The organism is Streptomyces sp. NPDC057137, from assembly GCF_042670825.1.
GTDB lineage: Bacteria > Actinomycetota > Actinomycetes > Streptomycetales > Streptomycetaceae > Streptomyces.
The window spans coordinates 45,551-65,546 of record NZ_JBHUUW010000041.1 but is presented as its reverse complement, the minus strand read 5'-3'; the positions used below and the strand labels follow the sequence as shown (position 1 = coordinate 65,546).

Genomic DNA, 19,996 nt, shown 5'->3' with positions numbered 1-19,996 from the left:
CTCCGGGCTTCCCGGCGACAGTGGCCGCAGCTACAAAACGAACGATCCTTCTCTTTAAATCGACTCCACAGACCTCCCTCCACCGACAGATCCCCTCCACCGACCGTGGACCGAAGACGAGGACACGAATGTCCGCCACTCCCACCCGTCGCATGATCGGCGTCATGCTTCTGATCCCCCTGATCGCCGCTCTGGCGCTGACGGCCTTCGCCTGGCCCGCCGCCCGCTCGGCCCCGCACGATCTGGCGGTCGGCGTCGCCGGGCCCGCCTCGGCGACCGCACCGCTCCAGCAGGGACTGGAGCGGCAGCCGGAGGTCTTCGAGGTGCACCGGTACGACGACGAGGCCGCCGCCCGCGAGGCGATCGAGGAACGGGACGTCTACGGCGCCGTGGTCGCCACCCCGGAGGGAACGCACCTGCTGACGGCGTCGGCGGCCGGTCCGGTCGTCGCCCAACTGCTCAGGGAAGCCGTGACCGCGCAGGCGCCGGCCGGCACCCAGGTGCCCGTGACCGACGTGGTCGCCACGCCCGCGGGGGACCCGCGCGGCAGCGCGTTCGGCGCGAGCATGCTCCCGCTGACCCTGGGGGGCGTCGCCACCGGTGCGCTGGTGAGCCTGCTGGCGCTGCGTGGAGTCCGCGCGCTGGGCGCGGTGTTCGGGGCGGCGGCACTGGCGGGCCTCACCGCCACCGCCCTCGCCCACAGCTGGCTGGGCGCGCTCGCCGGCGACTGGTGGCTGGAGGCGGGGGCGTTCGGACTCGCCGTACTGGCCATCGGCGCGACCGTGGCGGGGCTCGCCTCACTGATCGGCAAGGCCGGGATCGGCCTCGGCGCGTTCCTGATGGTGCTGATCGGCAACCCCTTCTCCGGGGTGTCGGGCGCGCCCGAACTCCTGCCGGAGCCGTTCGGCGCGATCGGCCAGCTGCTGCCGCCGGGCGCCAGCGGTTCGATGCTCCGCTCGGTCGCCTTCTTCGACGGGAACGCGGCGGGAACGCCCGCGTTGACGCTCGCGATCTGGGCCGCCCTGGGAGTGGCCGCGGTACTGGTGGGGACGCGCCGTACGGTCACGACACCCGAGACACCACCGTCCCCCGAGACCCCGGCCCGCACGAGGGAACCGGCCCCGGCGGCCTGACCTCCTCCCTCACCCCGCGACGCGGAACGAGTAGAGGCCGAGGGCGGTGAACCAGACGTTGTCACCGCTGAGATGGATCTCCGAGGAGATACGGGCCTCCCGCTCGCTCCAGGGCCAGCTGCCCGGCAGGTCGACCGGTTCCTTGAGTTCGATCTCCCAACGCGACTTGCCTGTAAGGCTGTTGAGGGCCAGCAGCTTCGTGGGGTGGGACCTGCCCGCGTAGACGGTCCCGCCGGCCACCGCGACACCTTGGGTGGCGGCGCCGATCCGGCGCCGCCAGCGCGTCCTGCCGGTGCCGGGGTCGAGCGCGTAGAAGTACTGGTCCTGACAGTGGACATAGACCCCGGTCGCGTCCACCCGGACATCGTTCACGGCCTTGTCGCCCGGCCGCCGCTTCCAGCGCTGCTTGCCCGACCGGGCGTCGAGCGCGTACACCCACCCCTCGGCGGTGCCGAGGCAGACGGTGCCGTCGTGGACGGACGGCGAGAGGAGACTGTCCACCTCTCCGGCGCCCTCGAAGGACCAACGCCGCTTTCCGGTGGTGGTGTTGACGGCGTGCAGCACGCCGGTGGGGAAGACCAGGGCGAAAACCGTGCCCCCGGCGACGGGCGTCAGGTTGGTGGGCCAGGAACCGCCGGGCGTGTAACTCCAGCGGCGGCGGCCGCTCGCCGGGTCGATGCCGTGCAGGACGCCGTCGGCGTCACGGGCGAGGACCCGCCCGTCGGCGGCGGCCACGGCGGCGCCGCCCATGACGGGCATGAGCACGACCCAGCGCCGGCGTCCCGTCCGGATGTCGACGGCGTGCAGCCGGTTGTCGTCGGACGCGGCGAAGACCGTGCCGCCGAGGACCGCCGGCTTCCCGGTCATGGGGCCGTCCGCCGCGTAGGACCAGCGTTCCTCACCGGTGGCGGCGTCGACGGCATAGAGATGGTCGTCGCTGTACGCCCCGAGGTAGAGGGCACCGTCGGCCAGTACGGATGCGCCCATCTGCTCGCTCGGCGCGAAACGCCAGTTCTGCCTCGGGTCCGGCGGGTCCCCCTGGAAGACATCGACCGCCGCGTAGGCGGTCAGCCCGGTCGCCGACAGTGCCGCGAGGCCCAACAGCAGGCCCCGCCGGGGCAGTGGGGGGCGAAGTCGAAGGGGACGGACAGGGGGGTCGAACGTAGAGAGGTCGGGGTCCGGAGAAGTGGCACGTCCGCGCCGTGGTGGCACGGGCTGTGTGGTGGGTCCGGACGGCCCCGAAGGCTGGGGCACGGGGGGCGCCACGGGCCGCCGTCCCGCCGTCCGGGTCCGCGTTTCGTGCAATCGGCTCCGGCCGGCGTCCGCCGCCGTCGGCTCGTAGCGGGCGACGAGATCGTCGACCTCCCGGACACGGCGGGCGATCTCCCCGGCGAGTCCGCGCGGGGGCCAGCGCCGATCGCCGCCGGGGAGGCCGGACAGAGCGCCCTCCAGCCGCGCCAGGGTCGGCCGGTCGGCCGGCTCCCGCGACAGACAGGCGCGCAGCAGATCACCCAGCGCCGGTTCGAGCCCCGCCAGGTCCGGCTCCTGCGTCAGCACGCGTACGTCGACGGCCGCCGGGTGCCCGTTTCCGTACGGAGAGTGCCCCAGCGCCGCGAAGGCCAGCACGGCGCCGAGCGCGAAGACGTCCGACCGTGTGTCGAAGCGGCCGTGCCCCAGATACTCGGGGGCGATGTAGCCGGAGGTGCCGATGGCGGCCGTCCCGGTCAGCCGGGTGTCCTCGTACGCCCGCGCGATCCCGAAGTCGATGATCACCGGTCCGGCCGCGCCCAGCATCACGTTGGAGGGCTTGAGATCACGGTGCACGACCGACTTGTCGTGGATACGGCGCAGCGCCGCCGCGAGGAGCGCCCCCAGCCGCGCCACGTCCATCGACATGCGCTCACGGACCGCGTCGGCCAAGGACGGGCCGGCGATGAACTCGGTGGCCAGCCACGGCGGATCGGCGTCCGGCCGGTGCGCCAGCACCTCCGCGACGCCCGGCCCCGACACTCGGGCCGAGGACCGCGCCTCCTGGGCGAATCTTCGTCGGAACCCGGGGTCCTCGGCGTACTCGGGCCGGATCACCTTCACGGCGGCCGGCACCTCGTCCCCCGCGACGCCCAGGTACACGACGCCCATTCCGCCGCCGCCGATCTTGCGCAGTACGGCATAGGGCCCTATGCGCTGTGGATCGTTCCGTCCCGGCACGCTCAACGCGCCCCTCCCCCACGGTAGTTGACCGTACCGGACGGGACATCGAGCCCGTCCGGCGACTGAGGACGAAGAAGCCTCAGCGCCTCTCGGGCGGCTCGTGCTTCGCCACGATGCCGAAGTCCGCGCGTTCGCCCGGAGCGGATGTCACCGACCTGATCGCGCTCACCGAGGCGATCACGCGCTCCTCGGCCGCGGCGGCCTCCTCGACCTTGAGGTTCTCCAGTCGTTCCAGGTCAGCGGCCGACACCAGGGCGACGAGCGGCTTGCCGTGCCGCGTCACGACCACGCGTTCGTCGCCGTAGACGACCCGGTTGATCAGGTCGGCGAGTTCCGCCCGCGCTTGCGTCACCGGAATTTCGTAAGCCATGGTTGCCATCTTACGGCCTGTACGTCCTGTACATTTTTTAGCGACGGACCAGAGCCGTGTCCGGTACGCGAGGAGAGGCACACCATGAACCGTCCTTCCGCCCGTTACGTCCTGCCGGAGTTCACCGAGCGGACCTCCACCGGGACCCGCTCCCTCGACCCGTACTCCAAGCTCTTCGAAGGCCGGATCATCTTCCTCGGCACCGCCCTGGACGACACCTCGGCGAACGACGTGATCGCTCAGCTGCTGCATCTCGAGTACGCGGCGCCCGACCAGGACATCGCGCTCTACATCAACTCCCCCGGCGGCTCACTGAGCGCCATGTCCGCCATCTACGACACGATGCAGGTGATCGGCTGCGACGTGGCGACCACCTGTCTCGGGCAGGCGGTGTCGACCGCCGCCGTGCTGCTGGCCTCGGGGGCGCCGGGCAAGCGGATGGCGCTGCCGGGCGCGCGCGTCGTCCTCCAGCAGCCGGGCATCGAGGAGCCCCTGCGCGGCCAGCCGTCCGATCTCGCCATCCACGCCGAGGAGTTGCTGCGGCTGCGTGCCCTGATGGCCCGGACGCTGGTGCGGCACACCGGTCAGAGCGTCGAGCGGATCGACGCCGACATCGACCGGGACACGATCTTCGACGCGACGGGCGCCATGGAGTACGGCCTGGTGGACCAGGTCGCGCAGGACCGCAGGGCGTCCCTCGGCTTCAACTCCCCCCGGTGAACGGCCGATGCTGCCGCCGGAACTGCCGCCGCTGCCCGCACTGACCCGCGCCGAGGGCGACTTCGTGGACAGCTACCTCCGGGTCGTCGACCTGCTGGGCCGGATCAACCCGTCGCGGGCCGACGACACGTACAGCGCGCTGCGGGCCGCGCAGGCGCTGGTGGCCGGTGCGGCCGAACTGCGCGACGCGCTGACGCTGATGCACGCGCGGGGCGAGACGGAGCTGCACACCCCGACCCTGGACCGTACGCTGCGGGTGCTCGACGGGGAGCGCAGGGCCGGGCGTGTCACCATGCCTCCCGAACCGCCGACTTGAAGCGGCGCGAGGTGACGCGAGGTGACGTGAGGTGTCCCGCACACGGCACCGGGCCGCGCTACGGCCCGGCGGCGCGCCCTCCCGCGCCGACACGTCCGTTCCGACGCGCCCGTAAGGCATTTGGCTGCCCGTTCGGCGTATCGACCCGCCCGTCGCGCGCGGGCCGGCAACTTGCGACGGGCGATCGGCCGTCCGGCCGTAACGCATCGCTACGTCGCAGGTACAGCGCGTGAGCAGTCATATGAACCGTTCACTGAATCGGCCGCACCAACCCAAATGGGTCATACGTGATGAGAGTCACATAAGGCCGTTTCAACTCGGAATCGCGCTGAGGCCGCGTCAAGATCCGTGGGACGACAAGCCCCCGCCACCTCGGCGGGGCGGTCCGGGTGGACGCCGAGTCCTGCCGCCGCTCCGGATGCCTGGTCGACACGAGTGGATCGGCAGGAGTGGAGGACCCGAGCAGTTCGGGGCGGCCCGACCATGGACCGCTCCTCGGGGTGAAGCCGCACACGCGGCCGGGCATCTTCGCCAGTCCGAACCCGACAGGTCATCCTTCACAGGCGGCTGACGAAGGGTTGCGCATGTTCGCGCAGACGCATGTCCCGTCGCTGCTCTCCCGGGCCGGTACCGCTTCGGCCCTCCTCGCCGCCGTGGGCGGCACCATGCTGGCGCCCGGCGCCGTGTCGGAGGCCCACGCCCAACCGGTCGCCGCCAAGGCGCTGGATGTGGCCGCTTCCAAGAAGGGCGCGCCGTACAAGTACGGGGCGTCGGGTCCACACCGGTTCGACTGTTCGGGCCTGACGCTCTTCTCGTACAAGAAGGCCGGCAAGAAGCTCCCACGTACCGCTCAGCAGCAGTACAACCGGACGCGCCACATCGCGGCCTCCAGCCGCAAACAGGGCGATCTGGTGTTCTTCCACTCCGGCAGCAGCGTCTACCACGTCGGGATCTACGCCGGCGGCGGCAAGATGTGGCACTCGCCGAAGAGCGGCCAGGTGGTGCGGCTCCAGCGCATCTGGTCCAAGAGCGTCTGGTACGGCCGGGTCGGCTGACGCCCGGCGGTCCCGCGGCCGCTCGGCCCCGGCCCTACTCGACCTGGGTCCGGGCCGTCCAGGGCAGGGTGATCCAGACCGTCTTGCCGCCGTCCGCCGTGGGTGTGACGGACAGTCGGCCGCCGTACTCGGTGGTCAGCGCCCGGATGATGACCATGCCGCGGCCGTTGTCCTGCTGGACCGCGGCCGGCAGCCGCTTCGGCCACCGCGGGTGGCTGTCGGTGACTCCGACGCGCAGTTCCTCGTCGCGTTCCAGGGTGAGGTCGACCGTGAAGGTCGGTGACCTGCCGAAAGTGTGCTGTACGGCGTTGGTCGCGAGCTCCGAGATGATCAGGCGAACCGTTTCGGCGGTGTCCTCGTCACCCGGCAAACCCCATTCGGCGAGAACACGTGCGACGTATCTGCGTGCCTCCGGTACCGAGGCCGGATCGCTCGGCAGGGTGACGGATGCTTCCTGATGGTCTGCCATGGCGACGCTGTCCCTTTCCCACCGGGACGCAGACCGACCTATGGCTGATGCCCGCGAGTACGTCCCCGGATTGCGCTTCGCGCCACACTGCCACCAACGACACCCGGCGCATGGGCGATCCGCCGGGATATGGCCCCCTCTGTCGCTCTAAGCGGTGAACCCTGCTACGCGAGACCGTATTTGAGCGGGCTCAAGTTTCCGGTCCCGGCGACCGACAGGCGAGGCCACGCCCGGGAATGCGCGCGGGGATGTGCGCAGGGGGTTCGCGAGGTGCTCAACCGGCCGGTGACACGGCCCCGGCGGGCGCGGTCGCGACGATCGTCGCCAGTGCCGCCCCGACCTGAACGTCCGTCAGGTCGGCGCGGGCCGTGAGCCTGATCCGGGAGATCCCGTCCGGCACCGACGGCGGCCGGAAGCAGCCCACCACCAGCCCCGCCGCCCGGCAGTCGGCGGCCCACCGCACGGCCGCGCCCGGGGACGGCGCCCGGACGGAGACGACGGCCGCGTCGGGGCGTACGGCGGTCAACCCCGCCCCGGTCAGCCCCAGATGCAGCGCGTGCGCCACCGCGCGCGCCCGGACCGCCAGCGACGGGTCCCCGCGCAGCAGCCGCAGGCTCGCCAGCGCGGCGCCGGCGGCGGCCGGGGCGAGGCCGGTGTCGAAGATGAACGACCGCGCCGTGTTGACGAGTTGGTCGATGACCCGGGCCGGACCGAGGACCGCGCCGCCCTGGCTGCCCAGCGACTTGGAGAGCGTGACGGTGGCGACCGTACCCGGGTCGCCGGCCAGACCCGCCGCGTGCACGCCGCCACGGCCGCCGTCGCCGAGCACACCGAGACCGTGCGCGTCGTCCACGAGCAGGGCGGCGCCTCGCGTACGGCACACCTCGCCCAGCCGTGCGAGCGGCGCCGCGTCGCCGTCCACCGAGAAGACCGAGTCGCTGACCGCCAGGGCCCGTACGCCCGTGTGTGCTTCGAGCGTCTTGTCCACGGCCTCCGGGTCCGCATGCGGTACGACCACGGTCTCGGCGCGCGAGAGCCGGCAACCGTCCACGATGGAGGCGTGGTTGGCGGCGTCCGACACGAGGAGTGAGCCGCGCGCGGTGAGCGCGGTGAGGGCGGCGAGGTTCGCTGCGTACCCGGACGACAGGACGAGCGCGGCCTCGAAACCGCAGAAGTCGGCCAGTTCACGCTCCAGTTCGGCGTGCAGGGCGGTGCTTCCGGTGACCAGCCGCGAGCCGGTGGCGCCCGCGCCCCAGCGGCGCGCGGCCTCCGCCGCCGCGCCCGTCGTCACCGGGTGGTGCGTGAGGCCCAGGTAGTCGTTGCTCGCGAGATCCAGCAGCGCCGAGTCGGCGGGGCGGGGCCGTAGCGTACGGACGAGACCGGACCGTTCGCGGTGGCGCGCCTCGTCGTCGATCCAGCCGAACGGGTCCGGCGGCGTCGACGGTGACGGCGTGCTCGGCACGGGCGGCTCGGTTGGCACGGCTCGGGTCCTTTTGTAGGCAGCCCACAGACCCTAACTGCCGACGGACGCGCTCCGGGTGTGGTCATACACACACCTGAATGCACCTGTCTTGTGGGATTCATCCTTGGCCCGGAGGCCCGCCGTAGGCCAGGATCGGCGCCATGGACCTGCTGAACACACTGGTGGAGAAGGGCCTTCGGCGCGAGCTGCCGTCGCGCGAAGAAGCGCTCGCCGTGCTGACGACCTCCGACGACGATCTGCTCGAAGTGGTGGCCGCGGCCGGGAAGGTGCGCCGCCAGTGGTTCGGGCGGCGGGTCAAGCTCAACTATCTGGTCAATCTGAAGTCCGGGCTCTGCCCCGAGGACTGCTCGTACTGCTCGCAGCGGCTCGGGTCCAAGGCCGAGATCCTCAAGTACACCTGGCTGAAGCCCGACGAGGCGTCCAGGGCCGCGGCGGCCGGAGTGGCCGGCGGGGCGAAGCGGGTCTGTCTGGTCGCGAGCGGCCGGGGGCCGACGGACCGGGACGTAGACCGTGTCTCGCAGACCATCGGCGCGATCAAGGAGCAGAACGCGGACGTCGAGGTGTGCGCCTGTCTCGGGCTGCTCTCGGACGGCCAGGCGGAGCGGCTGAAGGCGGCGGGCGCCGACGCGTACAACCACAACCTCAACACGTCCGAGGCCACGTACGGCGACATCACCACCACCCACACCTACGCGGACCGGGTGGAGACGGTGCGGCACGCGCAGGGCGCGGGCCTGTCGGCCTGCTCCGGGCTGATCGCGGGCATGGGCGAGAGCGACGCCGACCTGGTGGACGTGGTCTTCGCGCTGCGCGAGCTGGACCCGGACTCGGTGCCGGTCAACTTCCTCATCCCCTTCGAGGGCACGCCGCTGGCCGAGGAGTGGAATCTGACTCCGCAGCGGGCGCTGCGCATCCTGGCGATGGTGCGGTTCGTCTGCCCCGACGTGGAGGTGCGGCTCGCGGGCGGGCGTGAGGTGCATCTGCGGACGATGCAGCCGCTCGCGCTGCACCTGGTCAACTCGATCTTCCTCGGCGACTACCTCACCAGTGAGGGCCAGGAGGGCAAGGCGGACCTGGACATGATCGCGGACGCCGGGTTCGAGGTGGAGGGCACGGACACGACGACGCTGCCCGGACACCGGGGCGGCGGCGGGTGCGCGAGTGCGTGCGGTCCGACGGACAGTGCCGCGCCCGCCGAGGCGGAGGCGGCGTCCGCCCGTACGGATCTGGTGACCGTACGGCGGCGTGGTGCCGGTACGGACCTGGCGCCCAATGCCTGACGCGTTCGGTCCGGGCGAGCTGCTGGCGCTGGACCGGGCGCATGTCTGGCATCCGTACGGCCCGATGCCCGGCCGCACGGACCCGCTGGTCGTGGAGTCCGCCTCCGGTGTACGGCTCCGGCTCGCCGAACCGGCCCACGGGCAGAGCGAGTTGGTCGACGGCATGTCGTCCTGGTGGTCGGCGATCCACGGCTACAACCACCCGGTCCTCAACAAGGCCGCGGACGACCAGTTGTCGCGGATGAGCCACGTGATGTTCGGCGGGCTCACCCATGAGCCGGCCGTCCGGCTGGCGGCCCGGCTCGTGGAGATCACCCCCGAACCGCTCCAGCACGTCTTCCTCGCCGACTCGGGTTCGGTGTCGGTGGAGGTCGCCGTCAAGATGTGCCTCCAGTACTGGCGTTCGCTGGGCCGCCCGGCCAAGCAGCGACTGCTGACCTGGCGCGGCGGCTACCACGGGGACACCTGGCAGCCCATGTCGGTGTGCGACCCCGAGGGCGGTATGCACGGGCTCTGGTCGGGTGTCCTGCCGCGCCAGATCTTCGCGGACGCGCCACCGGCCGACGCCGAGACGGCCGGCGGATCGTTCGACGAGCCGTTCGACGAGACGTACGCGGACCAGCTGCGCGCCCTCGTCGCCCGCCACGCCGACGAACTGGCCGCCGTGATCGTGGAGCCGGTGGTGCAGGGCGCGGGCGGTATGCGCTTCCACTCCCCCGCGTACGTGCGGGTGCTGCGCGAGGCCTGTGACGAGTACGGCGTGCTGCTGATCCTCGACGAGATCGCGACGGGCTTCGGCCGCACCGGCACTCTCTTCGCGGCGGAGCACGCGGGCGTCTCCCCCGATGTGATGTGTGTGGGCAAGGCGCTGACCGGCGGTTATCTCACCATGGCGGCGACGCTGTGCACATCGGCGGTGGCGACGGGCATCTCGCGCGGCGAGGTGCCCGTCCTCGCCCACGGCCCCACCTTCATGGGCAATCCACTGGCGTCGGCCGTGGCGTGCGCCTCGATCGACCTGCTGCTCGGCCAGGACTGGCAGGGCGAGGTCAAGCGGATCGGGGCGGGGCTGCGTGACGGCCTCGCCGACACGGCGTCACTGCCCGGGGTGAAGGACGTGCGCGTCCTCGGCGCGATCGGCGTCGTACAGCTGGACCACGAGGTCGACATGGCGGCGGCGACACGGGCGGCGGTGCGCGAAGGCGTATGGCTGCGGCCGTTCCGCGACCTCGTCTACACGATGCCGCCGTACGTGACGGACGACGACGACCTGGCCAGGATCTGCCGCGCGGTGGCGGCGGCGGCGCGGGAGGCCTGAGATGGCGGTACTGATCGTCTCCGGGACGGGGACGGAGATCGGCAAGACGGTCGTCACGGCGGCCGTCGCCGCGGTGGCACTGGCCCGGGGCCGTACGGTCGCGGTGCTGAAGCCCGCGCAGACCGGTGTCGCGCCCGGCGAGTCGGGCGACGTGGACGAGGTGATCCGTCTGGCGGGCGGCGTCACGACGGTCGAACTGGCCCGTTTTCCCGAGCCGTTGGCGCCCGCGACTGCGGCCGCGCGCGCCGGCGCGCCGCCGGTACGGCCCGAGGAGATCGCGGAGACGGCCGCGAAACTGGCGACCGAGCACGACCTGGTGCTGGTCGAGGGTGCGGGCGGTCTGCTGGTGCGTTTCGACCACGAGGGCGGGACGCTCGCGGATGCCGCGCGGCTGCTCGACGCCCCGGTACTGGTGGTGGCGCCCGCCGGGCTCGGCACGCTGAACGCGACAGCGCTGACGGCCGAGGCGCTGCGTACGCGCGGGCTCGCGGCGCTGGGGGTGGTGATCGGCAGCTGGCCCGCCGTGCCGGATCTGGCGGCGCGCTGCAATCTGGCCGACCTGCCGGATGTGGCGGGTGCGCCGCTGCTCGGGGCCGTACCGGAGGGCGCGGGCGCGCTGGCCCCGGCGCGGTTCCGTGCGGGTGCGGGCGACTGGCTGGGTCCGGCGCTGGGCGGGGGCTGGGACGCGGCGCGGTTCGCGGCGGGTACGGCGCGGCCCGCCGCGTCACCTGACATGTCGGCCGGCCCGTCGGCCGAACGGTAACGAGTTCCGTTCCGTGGGCCGCTCAGCGCGGCCGTACAGGGAAGAATCATGGTGACGCCCTGTAAGCCGGAGGAGATCCGCCCTATGCACCTACGCAACCGCAAGGCCCCCAAGGACTCCGTCCACCACCCCGTCTTCGCGCGCTACTACGCGCGGGCGAGCGTCGCCGCCGATGCCCACGCCGGCATCGCGGCCCACCGCGCGGAGCTGCTGACGGGTCTGTCGGGCCGGGTCGTGGAGATCGGCGCGGGCAACGGGCTGAACTTCGCGCACTACCCGGCGGCGGTCTCCGAGGTCGTCGCCGTGGAGCCGGAGCGGAGCCTGCGGCAACTGGCGGTGGAGGCGGCGATGCGCGCGAAGGTCTCGGTGGACGTACTGCCCGGCACGGCGGAGGCGCTGCCCGTCGAGGACCAGGGTTTCGACGCGGCTGTCGCCTCCCTGGTGCTGTGCACCGTACGAGACGTACCGAAGGCGCTCGCCGAGATCCGCCGTGTCCTGCGCCCCGGCGGCGAGTTGCGCTTCTTCGAGCACGGGCTGGCGGCGGAGCGCGGTCTGGCGAGGGTGCAGCGGGTGCTGGACCGGACGGTGTGGCCGAGGCTCATGGGCGGCTGCCACACGGCGCGGGACACCCTGGCCGCGATCCGCGAGGCGGGCTTCGAGTTCGGCGCGTACCGCTCGCTGCGGGTGCCGGATCCCGGGCCGCGGACTCCGACCTCGCCGTGTGTGCTGGGCGTGGCGTACCGGCCGAGGGCGGACCTGGTCTGACGGGTTCGGCCCGACTGCTTCCGTCGGGTGCCGACGGGCCGTGACGGCGGGCGCCGTCAGAGACTCCAGCCGCGCAGTTCCTCGGCGATGAGGCGTACGTCCGCCCTGCCGTCCTTGACCAGCTTCGCCAGGTCCCTGACCTGTTCGGGCGAGGTGACGACCTTCAGACCGCTCGCGACGAGATAGCCGTACGCGACGGCCGAGGCGTACATCGCGTTGGACCGCTCCAGCGCGGGCACATGGAGAAGGCTCTGGAGGAGGGCCGCCGCGCGGCTGTACGGGTCGGTGTAGACCGGGGTGCCGAATATCTCCGCCTCGTGCCGGCTGACGGCGGCCACCAGCGCGCCCCAGTCGGTGACTTGGGGATCGCCGGGCATCTGGTGCTCGGCGACCATCAGCAGCCAGGAGAGATCGATCCGCAGCGTCGGGTCGGCGCGTGACTGCGGGTCGGGGGAATCGGCGTTTTCCATGGAGGGCAGCTGTCTCGGTAGGAGGTCGGCTCGGGGAGTGGGGCGTGGGGGGGTCCCGATGATCAGTATCCCCGACGTGGCCGGTCGGCGTGGATGAGAAGTGCGGTGATGTTGTCCTGCCCGCCCGCGTCCATGGCGTACCCGATCAGCGTCCGCGCATCCTCAAGGAGGTTGTGTCCGAAGGGTGTTGAGTGGCGGTTGCGAGCGAGTACGGCGCGCAGCGCGTCGAGGTCGGACAGGTAGCGCGTGAGTCCGTCCGTGCAGAGCAGCAGCCGGCCGGGCCCCGGTGGCCGGTAACTCCGTGTCCGCGCGGCCGGTTCGCCCGCGTCGGCACCCAACCACGCGGTCAGGGCGTCGTGTTGGCCGGAGTCGTCCTCGGTCAGCGCGATGCACGTGCCCTCGTCGGGCAGCCAGTACGCGCGGCTGTCACCGATCCAGGCGCACCAGACGCCCTCGGGCCCGGCGACGCCGGCGACGTACGTACAGGCCGGCGCCTCGCTCACGGAGGCGGCCAGGGCGCTGACGGCGTGGCCCGCGCGGGCGGCGGCGTCCTCCAGGGCGGTCTCCGGCAGTGCCCCTTCCCGCAGGACCTCCTCAAGGCGGGCCGCGGCGACGACGGTCGCGACCTGTGCGGCCCGCTCCGCGCGGGGCGACATGGACACGCCGTCGCACACGACGCCGATCGTCCAGTCGCCGGTTCCGGTGAGGGCCATCGCGTCCGCGTTGAGGCCGCGCCGCCTGCCGCGGTCGCTGACGCCGGCGGCGACGGTACCGAGGGTGGTCTCCAGGTGGGACCGGTAGGCGGGCTGCGCTGCGCCGCAGTCCCAGCAGTGGCCGTCGGGGGCGACGGTCCCAGCGCACACGACGCAGTCGGAGGGCTCGGCCGGACCAGGAGCCGGACCGGGAGCGGGAGCGGGATCGGGAGCGGGCTTCAGCGCGTGCCCTCGCGCCCCGTGCTGTGGTCGGTGGTGGTGACGGTGGTCGTGGTCGCGGCGTCCGCGCCGAACTCCTCCGTGAACACGGACTCGTACTGCTTCATGAAATCGGCGGCGGACTCGACGAAGGTCTTCCCGACCTCGCCCACGTCCTGCTTGACGAGCTCCTCGATGTAGCGGTTCACGCTCATCCCGCGCCGGCCCGCCTGCCGCCGGGCGGCCTCCGCGGTGGTCTCGTCCACGCGTACGTTCAGCTGAGTCTTCGCCACCCCAACAAGCTAGCGCGTTGACGCTAGCGTCGGCAAGTGTGCCGATTTCCCGACGGAACGACCCATTCCGCCATTAGCGTCACGGGAGTACGTCCCTGTTACCGCTCGATGCCACACAGTCACACCCCGGGTCGCACGGAGTCACACGCGGACGAGGAGACCTCATGACCAGGCCGTTCCGTTTCGGAGTGAACATGGTGACGCCCGCGTCGGGCGCCGACTGGAGCAAGCGCTGCGAGCGGGCCGAGGAGCTGGGGTACGACGTCATCCTGGTGCCCGACCATCTCGGCATGGTCGCCCCCTTCCCCGCCCTGGCGGCGGCGGCCGAGGCCACGGAGCGGCCCCGGCTGGGCACGTTCGTACTCAACTGCGGCTTCTGGAACCCGACGCTGCTCGCCCGCGAGATCGCCACGACGGACGCCCTCACGGAGGGCCGGCTGGAGGTCGGGCTGGGTGCGGGTTACGTCAAGGAGGAGCACGACCGGGCCGGGCTCGCGTTCCCGCCGCCCCGCGAACGTGTCGACCATCTCGTCCGTACGGTCGAGGTGTTGGACGACCTGCTGGGCGACGAGAACCACCAGCCCCGCCCCGAGCAGCGGCCCCGGCCGCCCCTGCTGATCGGCGGCAACGGCGACCGCGTGCTGCGACTGGCCGCCGAGCGCGCGGACATCGTCGCCTTCACCGGCGCCAAGGAGCACGAGGGCGGTCTGGCCGCGCTCTCGCCCGAGGAACTGGACGAACGCGTCGCCGCCTACCGGGGTTTCGCCACCGGGCGTGCGACCCCGGCCGAGCTGAACGTGCTGCTCCAGGTCGTGGCCGTGACGACGGACCGCGCGGCGGCGGTGCGGCCTCTGATGGCGTATCTGCCGGGGATGACGGAGGACGAGTTGCTGAAGGTGCCACTGGTGGCGGCCGGCACGGTGCGGCAGATCGCGGACCAGCTTCGCGACCAGCGCGAGCGGTACGGCTTCACGTACCTCACGGTCCTCGACCCGTACATGGAGGCGTTCGGCCCGGTGATCGAGGAACTGCGCGGCAGCTGAGGCGCGCGGCGGAAACCTGGTGGAGGTGCGCACGCGTCCGTACGTACGGCAGGGGCGGCGCGCCGCGCTGACGACGGTCGTGGGGACCACGCTGGGGGCCTGTGTGCTCGTCGTGGGCGTGGCGCTCGGGGTCGGGGCCGTCGTCGAGCGCTCGGCCGTCGTCTTCACGACGCTGAAGCCGGTGGGCGCCGCGTACCTGGTCCATCCGGGGATCAAGGCGATACGCCAACGCGGTTCGCCGCACGGCTCGTTCACCGGTGACGCTCCCGCGCGTCACGCCGCGGACGCCGCGGCTGGGCCTGGTCCTCCATGTCATCGCGGTGGCGTGCGACAGCACGTGGGGACTGGCGGCGGCCACCGCCCGGAACTGGTTCGCCCGCTCACCACGGCGGCCCGTGCCCGTCGTCCCGTCCGTTCACGGCACTAGCATGGGCCGCTCGCCCGCGCTCGGACCCCGGGCGTGACCCCGTCCGCCGACGACCGAGAGGTGTGAGCGTCCGCCCATGGGCGAGCCTCCCCGCATTCTCACCACCGACGCCCCCGCCGACGCGCCGACCGACGCGCCCACCGACAGCCGCGGATATCGCGCCGCCCGCCGCCCCCTGACCGACCATGGGACGGAGGTGACCCGATGACCGAAGTGCTCCTGCTCCTCTTGGCGGTGCTGCTCGCGCTGGCCTGCGGGGCCTTCGTCGCCGCCGAATTCTCGCTGACGACGGTCGAGCGCAGCGACCTCGAACGGGCGGTCGAAGGCGGCGAGCGTGGTGCGGCGAGCGCCATGAAGGCCGTACGCAGCCTCACCTTCCAGCTCTCGGGCGCCCAGTTGGGCATCACGGTGACCAATCTGGTCGTCGGCATGCTCGCCGAGCCGTCCGTGGCGAAGCTGATCCGCGGCCCCGTCGAGTCGATCGGCTTCTCACCGTCCGTGGCGTCGTCGCTGGCCCTGGTCATCGGTACGGCCCTGTCGACGGTCGTCCTGATGGTCGTCGGCGAACTCGTCCCCAAGAACTGGGCCATCTCCTCGCCGCTCGCGGTCGCCAAGGTGGTCGCCACGCCGCAGCGAATCTTCACCGGGGCCTTCCGGCCGTTCATCAGCCATCTCAACAACACGGCGAACCGTCTCGTACGGCGCCTGGGCCTGGAACCCGCCGAGGAGCTGGCCTCCGCCCGCAGCCCGCAGGAGCTGGTCGCCCTCGCCCGGCACTCCGCCAAGGCGGGCGCGCTGGAGGCGGACACCGCCGAGCTGTTCGTGCGCACCCTCAATCTCGCCGAGCTGACGACGGAGAACGTGATGACACCGCGCGTGCAGGTCACCGCGCTCGACGTGCTGGCCACGGCCGAGGACGTCGCCAACGCCACGCGCGCCACCGGTCTCTCCCGCTTCCCCGTCTACCGCGAGAACCTCGACACCGTCGTGGGCGTCGCCCACATCAAGGACGTGCTCACGGTCCCTGACGAGCGCCGCGTCCGTACGAGGGTGTCCGAGGTGATGCGTGAACCCCTGCTCGTACCGGAGTCGCTGACCGTGGACCGCCTGCTGGACCGGCTCTCCGGCAACCGCACCATGGCCGTCGTGATCGACGAGTACGGCGGCACCGCCGGTGTGGTGACGCTGGAGGACATCGTGGAGGAGGTCGTCGGCGAGGTGCGCGACGAGCACGACCCGCACGAGACGTCGGACCTGGCCCGCGCCGGGGAGGACGCCGACGGCCGCGACCTGTGGTCCGCCGACGGCGCCACGCGCTTCGACCAGCTGTGGGACATCGGGCTGCGGGCGCCCGAAGGGCCGTACGAGACGCTGGCCGGGCTCGTCGCCACGGAACTCGGGCGGATTCCCGTCGAGGGCGACCGGGTGGAACTCGGCGGCTGGCGCGTCGACGTGGTCGACGCGTCGGGGCGGCGCGCCGCCCGCGTACTGCTGCACGCGCCGCTCCCGACACCCGACGGCGACGAGAACGGCAACGACGGCGGCAGGGGGACGGGACGATGATCGCGATCCAACTGCTCGTCGGGCTGCTGACCCTGGTCGTGAACGCCTTCTTCGTCGGGGCGGAGTTCGCCCTCATCTCGGTGCGCCGCAGCCAGATCGAGCCCGCCGCCGAGGAGGGCGACCGGCGCGCGCGCAGCGTCCTGTGGGGCCTGCAGCACGTGTCGGCGATGCTCGCCGCCGCCCAGCTCGGCATCACGCTGTGCACGCTGGTGCTGGGCATCGTCGCCGAACCGGCCATCGCGCATCTGCTGGAGCCCGTCTTCGACGCGGTGGGCGTGCCCCACGGGGTCGTACACCCGATCTCGTTCGTCATCGCGCTGGCCGTGGCGACGTATCTGCACATGCTGCTCGGCGAGATGGTGCCCAAGAACATCGCGCTGGCCGAACCGGTGCGTACGGCGCTGATCCTCGGCCCGGCGCTGGTGGGCCTGGCCCGCGCGCTGCGACCGGTGATCTTCACGGTCAACGCGTTCGCCAATGTGCTGCTGAAGCTGCTGCGCGTGGAGACCAAGGACGAGGTGTCGGCGACGTTCACGGACGCCGAGCTGGCCCGGATGGTCACGGACGCCGGTGACGCGGGGCTGCTCGACGACCGCTCCGCCGAGCGGCTGCACGACGCGCTGGAGCTGGGGCGCAGGCCGGTGCGGGACGTGGTCATGCCGCTGGAGCGGGTCGTGACGGCGCGGGTGGGGATCACACCCGTGGAGCTGGAGGCGCTCGCGGCGGAGTCCGGGTTCTCCCGTTTCCCGGTGGTGGACGAGTCCCGGCGGATCCTCGGCTATCTGCATGTGAAGGACGCGCTGGACGCGATGCCGCGCGACGAGGCGTTCGAGGTGGCCGGGATGCGGGCGATCGCCCAGGTCCGGGCGGACACCCCGATGGACGACGTCCTGACGGCGATGCGCCGCAGCCGTACGCATCTGGCCGCCGTGCTGGACGAGGACGGCAAGCTGGAAGGTCTGGTGACGATGGAGGACGTCCTGCGGGAACTGGTCGGGAGGCATGCGCAGGGGGCCTGAGGCCGGTCCGGGAGCGGCACCGGCGCGCGATACGATCGCTGACGCCATGGAGAAGAACGCCACATACACCAGTCTGGTCGCGCTCGGGGACTCGTTCACCGAGGGGATGTCCGACCTCCAGCCGGACGGGTCGTACCGGGGGTGGGCCGATCTGCTCGCCGCCCGTCTCGCCGACCGTACGCCCGGTTTCCGGTACGCGAATCTCGCCGTACGCGGCAAGCTCATCGGCCAGATCCTCGACGAGCAGGTGGACGCCGCCGCCGCGATGCGGGCGGACGTCGTGACACTGGTCGGCGGGCTGAACGACACCCTGCGGCCCACGTACGACGCGGGGCTGGTCCTCGGGCAACTGGAGGAGGCGGTGGAGCGCCTGGCGCCCACCTGCGGGCAGCTGGTGCTGATGCGCAGCCCCGCCCGCCGGGGTCCGGTGATGGAACGGTTCCGGCCCCGCTGGGAGAAGCTGTTCGACTTCATCGACGAGCTGGGCGCGCGGCACGGCGCGCTGGTGGTCGATCTGTACGGGGCGAGTGTCCTCGGCGAGCAGCGCATGTGGGACGTGGACCGGCTGCATCTGACAGCCGACGGCCACCGCCGGGTCGCCGAGGCGGTGTGGCAGGCGCTGGGCGGGGAACCGGCGGACGACTGGCGCGCGGAGCTGGCACCCGATCTGCCCGTGGGCTGGCTGATGCGCCGCACGGGGGACGCACGGTTCGCGCGCCAGTATCTGGGCCCGTGGATCGGCCGGCGGCTGACGGGCCGCTCGTCGGGGGACGGCAGGGCGCCGAAGCGACCGGAGCTGCTGCCGTACGAGCCGCTGCCGGGTGACGCGGGCGTGCGGCACGAGCAGAAGTAGGGCCGCGTGCGCGCACGTGCCTCGTAGCAACGTACGAAGAAGGACGCGGCGCGGACCTGCGGGAACCGCCAAGTAGAATCCGGCCATGTGACTGCTGCGTCTGTGAAGCCCCGTATCCCCAATGTCCTCGCCGGCCGCTATGCCTCGGCGGAGCTGGCCGTGCTCTGGTCCCCCGAGCAGAAGGTGAGGCTGGAGCGGCAGCTGTGGCTCGCCGTGCTGCGGGCCCAGCGGGATCTCGGCATCGAGGTGCCCGAGTCCGCGCTCGCCGACTACGAGCGGGTGCTCGACCAGGTCGACCTGGCGTCGATCGCCGAGCGCGAGAAGGTCACCCGCCACGACGTGAAGGCGCGGATCGAGGAGTTCAACGCGCTCGCCGGTCATGAGCAGGTCCACAAGGGCATGACGTCGCGGGATCTGACGGAGAACGTCGAGCAGTTGCAGGTCCGGCTCTCGCTGGAGCTGATGCGCGACCGTACGGTGGCGGTGCTGGCGCGCCTGGGGAAGCTCTCCGGGGAGTACGCGGAGCTGGTCATGGCGGGCCGCTCGCACAACGTCGCCGCGCAGGCGACCACCCTCGGCAAGCGCTTCGCGACGGCCGCGGACGAGCTGCTGGTCGCGTACGGCCGTCTGGAGGACCTGCTCGCCCGCTATCCGCTGCGCGGCATCAAGGGCCCGGTCGGCACGGCGCAGGACATGCTCGACCTGCTCGGCGGCGACACGGCGAAGCTCGCGGACCTGGAGGGCCGGATCGCGGGGCATCTGGGCTTCGGCCACGCCTTCGTCTCGGTCGGCCAGGTGTATCCGCGTTCGCTGGACTACGACGTGGTGACCGCGCTGGTGCAACTGGCCGCCGGACCCTCGTCGGTGGCGAAGACGATCCGGCTGATGGCCGGGCACGAACTGGTCACCGAGGGCTTCAAGCCCGGCCAGGTCGGCTCGTCCGCGATGCCGCACAAGATGAACACCCGCTCCTGCGAGCGCGTCAACGGACTGATGGTGATCCTGCGCGGCTACGCGTCGATGACGGGCGAGCTGGCGGGCGACCAGTGGAACGAGGGCGACGTGTCGTGCTCCGTGGTGCGCCGGGTGGCGCTGCCGGACGCGTTCTTCGCGTTCGACGGGCTGCTGGAGACGTTCCTGACGGTGCTCGACGAGTTCGGCGCGTTCCCGGCGGTCGTCGCCCGCGAGCTGGACCGCTACCTGCCGTTCCTGGCGACGACGAAGGTCCTGATGGCCGCCGTACGCGCGGGGGTCGGCCGGGAGGCCGCGCACGAGGTCATCAAGGAGCACGCCGTCGCCTCGGCGCTCGCGATGCGTGAACGGGGCGCGGAGCGCAACGAGTTGCTGGACAAGCTCGCGGGCGACGAGCGGATGCCGCTGGACCGGGGGCAGTTGGACGCGCTGATGGCCGACAAGCTGTCGTTCACCGGTGCGGCGGGCGATCAGGTCGCGGCGGTGGTCTCCCGGATCGAGGAGATCGTGAAGCGGCACCCGGAGGCTGCCGGATACACGCCCGGGTCGATCCTCTGAGGTC

General features: G+C 72.1%; 21 protein-coding genes, 1 pseudogene and 1 riboswitch. Of the genes and pseudogenes, 15 read left to right on the top strand and 7 right to left on the bottom strand.

From position 1 onward, the window contains the following. Window positions 1-128 precede the first annotated feature (128 nt). Window positions 129-1,133: an ABC transporter permease gene (locus ACFT9I_RS27345; protein WP_382568471.1), complete on the top strand. Its 1,005-nt coding sequence runs from the start codon at window positions 129-131 to the stop codon at window positions 1,131-1,133. A gap of 9 nt (window positions 1,134-1,142) precedes the next feature. On the opposite strand, the gene ACFT9I_RS27340 is transcribed toward ACFT9I_RS27345, so the two are convergent. Continuing rightward, window positions 1,143-3,341, bottom strand: a complete 2,199-nt coding sequence (locus ACFT9I_RS27340; RefSeq protein ID WP_382568488.1) for a serine/threonine-protein kinase — start codon at window positions 3,339-3,341, stop codon at window positions 1,143-1,145. 82 nt (window positions 3,342-3,423) lie between these two features. Next, window positions 3,424-3,714: a type II toxin-antitoxin system Phd/YefM family antitoxin gene (locus ACFT9I_RS27335; protein ID WP_382568469.1), complete on the bottom strand. Its 291-nt coding sequence runs from the start codon at window positions 3,712-3,714 to the stop codon at window positions 3,424-3,426. 84 nt (window positions 3,715-3,798) lie between these two features. Between ACFT9I_RS27335 and ACFT9I_RS27330 the strand changes: the two genes are divergently transcribed. The 3 genes from ACFT9I_RS27330 to ACFT9I_RS27320 all read left to right on the top strand — a co-directional run bounded on the left by ACFT9I_RS27330 (window position 3,799) and on the right by ACFT9I_RS27320 (window position 5,805). Beyond that, on the top strand, window positions 3,799-4,434 hold the full coding sequence (locus ACFT9I_RS27330) for an ATP-dependent Clp protease proteolytic subunit (RefSeq protein ID WP_382568467.1): 636 nt from the start codon (window positions 3,799-3,801) through the stop codon (window positions 4,432-4,434). Window positions 4,435-4,441: 7 nt separating this feature from the next. Next, window positions 4,442-4,750: a hypothetical protein gene (locus ACFT9I_RS27325; RefSeq protein WP_382568465.1), complete on the top strand. Its 309-nt coding sequence runs from the start codon at window positions 4,442-4,444 to the stop codon at window positions 4,748-4,750. A 409-nt stretch (window positions 4,751-5,159) separates the two neighbouring features. Next, window positions 5,160-5,331: riboswitch (cyclic di-AMP (ydaO/yuaA leader) on the top strand. Window positions 5,332-5,334: 3 nt separating this feature from the next. Then, a complete protein-coding gene (locus ACFT9I_RS27320; RefSeq protein ID WP_382568463.1) occupies window positions 5,335-5,805 on the top strand; it encodes a C40 family peptidase in 471 nt (156 codons plus the stop codon). Between the two features lie 34 nt (window positions 5,806-5,839). Here ACFT9I_RS27320 and ACFT9I_RS27315 read toward each other — a convergent pair whose 3' ends face one another. Both ACFT9I_RS27315 and ACFT9I_RS27310 read right to left on the bottom strand, forming a co-directional pair. Next, entirely contained in the window at window positions 5,840-6,274 is a 435-nt protein-coding gene (locus tag ACFT9I_RS27315; protein ID WP_382568461.1) for an ATP-binding protein, read from the bottom strand. A 274-nt stretch (window positions 6,275-6,548) separates the two neighbouring features. Further along, window positions 6,549-7,754: an 8-amino-7-oxononanoate synthase gene (locus tag ACFT9I_RS27310; RefSeq protein WP_382568459.1), complete on the bottom strand. Its 1,206-nt coding sequence runs from the start codon at window positions 7,752-7,754 to the stop codon at window positions 6,549-6,551. A 143-nt stretch (window positions 7,755-7,897) separates the two neighbouring features. Between ACFT9I_RS27310 and bioB the strand changes: the two genes are divergently transcribed. From bioB to ACFT9I_RS27290, 4 genes are all read left to right on the top strand, one after another. After that, window positions 7,898-9,037, top strand: a complete 1,140-nt coding sequence (gene bioB, locus ACFT9I_RS27305) for a biotin synthase BioB (protein WP_382568457.1) — start codon at window positions 7,898-7,900, stop codon at window positions 9,035-9,037. Then, a complete protein-coding gene (locus ACFT9I_RS27300; protein ID WP_382568455.1) occupies window positions 9,030-10,355 on the top strand; it encodes an adenosylmethionine--8-amino-7-oxononanoate transaminase in 1,326 nt (441 codons plus the stop codon). The genes bioB and ACFT9I_RS27300 overlap by 8 nt, the downstream gene beginning before the upstream one ends. A gap of 1 nt (window position 10,356) precedes the next feature. After that, on the top strand, window positions 10,357-11,118 hold the full coding sequence (bioD, locus tag ACFT9I_RS27295; RefSeq protein ID WP_382568453.1) for a dethiobiotin synthase: 762 nt from the start codon (window positions 10,357-10,359) through the stop codon (window positions 11,116-11,118). 84 nt (window positions 11,119-11,202) lie between these two features. Continuing rightward, a complete protein-coding gene (locus tag ACFT9I_RS27290) occupies window positions 11,203-11,883 on the top strand; it encodes a class I SAM-dependent methyltransferase (protein WP_382568451.1) in 681 nt (226 codons plus the stop codon). 56 nt (window positions 11,884-11,939) lie between these two features. Here the strand turns inward: ACFT9I_RS27290 and ACFT9I_RS27285 are convergent, their stop codons facing one another. The 3 genes from ACFT9I_RS27285 to ACFT9I_RS27275 form a co-directional block, all read right to left on the bottom strand. Continuing rightward, window positions 11,940-12,353 carry a fic family toxin-antitoxin system, toxin component gene (locus ACFT9I_RS27285; protein ID WP_382568449.1) on the bottom strand — a complete coding sequence of 138 codons (414 nt, stop codon included), beginning with the start codon at window positions 12,351-12,353 and terminating at the stop codon, window positions 11,940-11,942. A 62-nt stretch (window positions 12,354-12,415) separates the two neighbouring features. After that, complete coding sequence (locus ACFT9I_RS27280; protein WP_382568447.1) at window positions 12,416-13,216, bottom strand: PP2C family protein-serine/threonine phosphatase; 801 nt, start codon at window positions 13,214-13,216, stop codon at window positions 12,416-12,418. Between the two features lie 68 nt (window positions 13,217-13,284). After that, window positions 13,285-13,557, bottom strand: coding sequence for an antitoxin (locus tag ACFT9I_RS27275; protein ID WP_382568445.1), 273 nt, complete (start codon window positions 13,555-13,557; stop codon window positions 13,285-13,287). A 164-nt stretch (window positions 13,558-13,721) separates the two neighbouring features. Between ACFT9I_RS27275 and ACFT9I_RS27270 the strand changes: the two genes are divergently transcribed. The 7 genes and pseudogenes from ACFT9I_RS27270 (at window position 13,722) to purB (ending at window position 19,992) form a co-directional block, all read left to right on the top strand. Next, complete coding sequence (locus tag ACFT9I_RS27270; RefSeq protein ID WP_382568444.1) at window positions 13,722-14,600, top strand: TIGR03621 family F420-dependent LLM class oxidoreductase; 879 nt, start codon at window positions 13,722-13,724, stop codon at window positions 14,598-14,600. 49 nt (window positions 14,601-14,649) lie between these two features. After that, window positions 14,650-15,064, top strand: a pseudogene (locus ACFT9I_RS27265) (LysE family transporter); the annotation flags it as partial. A 39-nt stretch (window positions 15,065-15,103) separates the two neighbouring features. Further along, window positions 15,104-15,235 (top strand): hypothetical protein, encoded by a 132-nt coding sequence (locus ACFT9I_RS27260; protein ID WP_382568442.1) that lies wholly within the window; start codon window positions 15,104-15,106, stop codon window positions 15,233-15,235. Further along, entirely contained in the window at window positions 15,232-16,590 is a 1,359-nt protein-coding gene (locus ACFT9I_RS27255) for a hemolysin family protein (protein ID WP_382568440.1), read from the top strand. The genes ACFT9I_RS27260 and ACFT9I_RS27255 overlap by 4 nt, the downstream gene beginning before the upstream one ends. Further along, window positions 16,587-17,609: a hemolysin family protein gene (locus ACFT9I_RS27250; RefSeq protein ID WP_382568438.1), complete on the top strand. Its 1,023-nt coding sequence runs from the start codon at window positions 16,587-16,589 to the stop codon at window positions 17,607-17,609. Before ACFT9I_RS27255 ends, ACFT9I_RS27250 begins: the two co-directional genes overlap by 4 nt. Window positions 17,610-17,655: 46 nt before the next feature. Then, a complete protein-coding gene (locus ACFT9I_RS27245) occupies window positions 17,656-18,462 on the top strand; it encodes an SGNH/GDSL hydrolase family protein (RefSeq protein WP_382568436.1) in 807 nt (268 codons plus the stop codon). Between the two features lie 87 nt (window positions 18,463-18,549). Further along, window positions 18,550-19,992 carry an adenylosuccinate lyase gene (purB, locus tag ACFT9I_RS27240; RefSeq protein WP_382568434.1) on the top strand — a complete coding sequence of 481 codons (1,443 nt, stop codon included), beginning with the start codon at window positions 18,550-18,552 and terminating at the stop codon, window positions 19,990-19,992. Window positions 19,993-19,996: the final 4 nt, after the last annotated feature.

Excerpts from the sequence above, each read along its gene's own strand:
- ACFT9I_RS27255 (WP_382568440.1), top strand. The coding sequence starts at position 15,232 with ATGACCGAAGTGCTCCTGCTCCTCTTGGCGGTGCTGCTCGCGCTGGCC.
- ACFT9I_RS27245 (WP_382568436.1), top strand. The coding sequence starts at position 17,656 with ATGGAGAAGAACGCCACATACACCAGTCTGGTCGCGCTCGGGGACTCG.
- ACFT9I_RS27290 (WP_382568451.1), top strand. The coding sequence starts at position 11,203 with ATGCACCTACGCAACCGCAAGGCCCCCAAGGACTCCGTCCACCACCCC.
- ACFT9I_RS27345 (WP_382568471.1), top strand. The coding sequence starts at position 129 with ATGTCCGCCACTCCCACCCGTCGCATGATCGGCGTCATGCTTCTGATC.
- ACFT9I_RS27330 (WP_382568467.1), top strand. The coding sequence starts at position 3,799 with ATGAACCGTCCTTCCGCCCGTTACGTCCTGCCGGAGTTCACCGAGCGG.
- ACFT9I_RS27320 (WP_382568463.1), top strand. The coding sequence starts at position 5,335 with ATGTTCGCGCAGACGCATGTCCCGTCGCTGCTCTCCCGGGCCGGTACC.
- ACFT9I_RS27325 (WP_382568465.1), top strand. The coding sequence starts at position 4,442 with ATGCTGCCGCCGGAACTGCCGCCGCTGCCCGCACTGACCCGCGCCGAG.
- ACFT9I_RS27250 (WP_382568438.1), top strand. The coding sequence starts at position 16,587 with ATGATCGCGATCCAACTGCTCGTCGGGCTGCTGACCCTGGTCGTGAAC.
- ACFT9I_RS27270 (WP_382568444.1), top strand. The coding sequence starts at position 13,722 with ATGACCAGGCCGTTCCGTTTCGGAGTGAACATGGTGACGCCCGCGTCG.
- ACFT9I_RS27285 (WP_382568449.1), bottom strand. The coding sequence starts at position 12,353 with ATGGAAAACGCCGATTCCCCCGACCCGCAGTCACGCGCCGACCCGACG.
- bioB (WP_382568457.1), top strand. The coding sequence starts at position 7,898 with ATGGACCTGCTGAACACACTGGTGGAGAAGGGCCTTCGGCGCGAGCTG.
- ACFT9I_RS27260 (WP_382568442.1), top strand. The coding sequence starts at position 15,104 with ATGGGCGAGCCTCCCCGCATTCTCACCACCGACGCCCCCGCCGACGCG.
- ACFT9I_RS27315 (WP_382568461.1), bottom strand. The coding sequence starts at position 6,274 with ATGGCAGACCATCAGGAAGCATCCGTCACCCTGCCGAGCGATCCGGCC.
- ACFT9I_RS27335 (WP_382568469.1), bottom strand. The coding sequence starts at position 3,714 with ATGGCTTACGAAATTCCGGTGACGCAAGCGCGGGCGGAACTCGCCGAC.
- bioD (WP_382568453.1), top strand. The coding sequence starts at position 10,357 with ATGGCGGTACTGATCGTCTCCGGGACGGGGACGGAGATCGGCAAGACG.
- ACFT9I_RS27300 (WP_382568455.1), top strand. The coding sequence starts at position 9,030 with ATGCCTGACGCGTTCGGTCCGGGCGAGCTGCTGGCGCTGGACCGGGCG.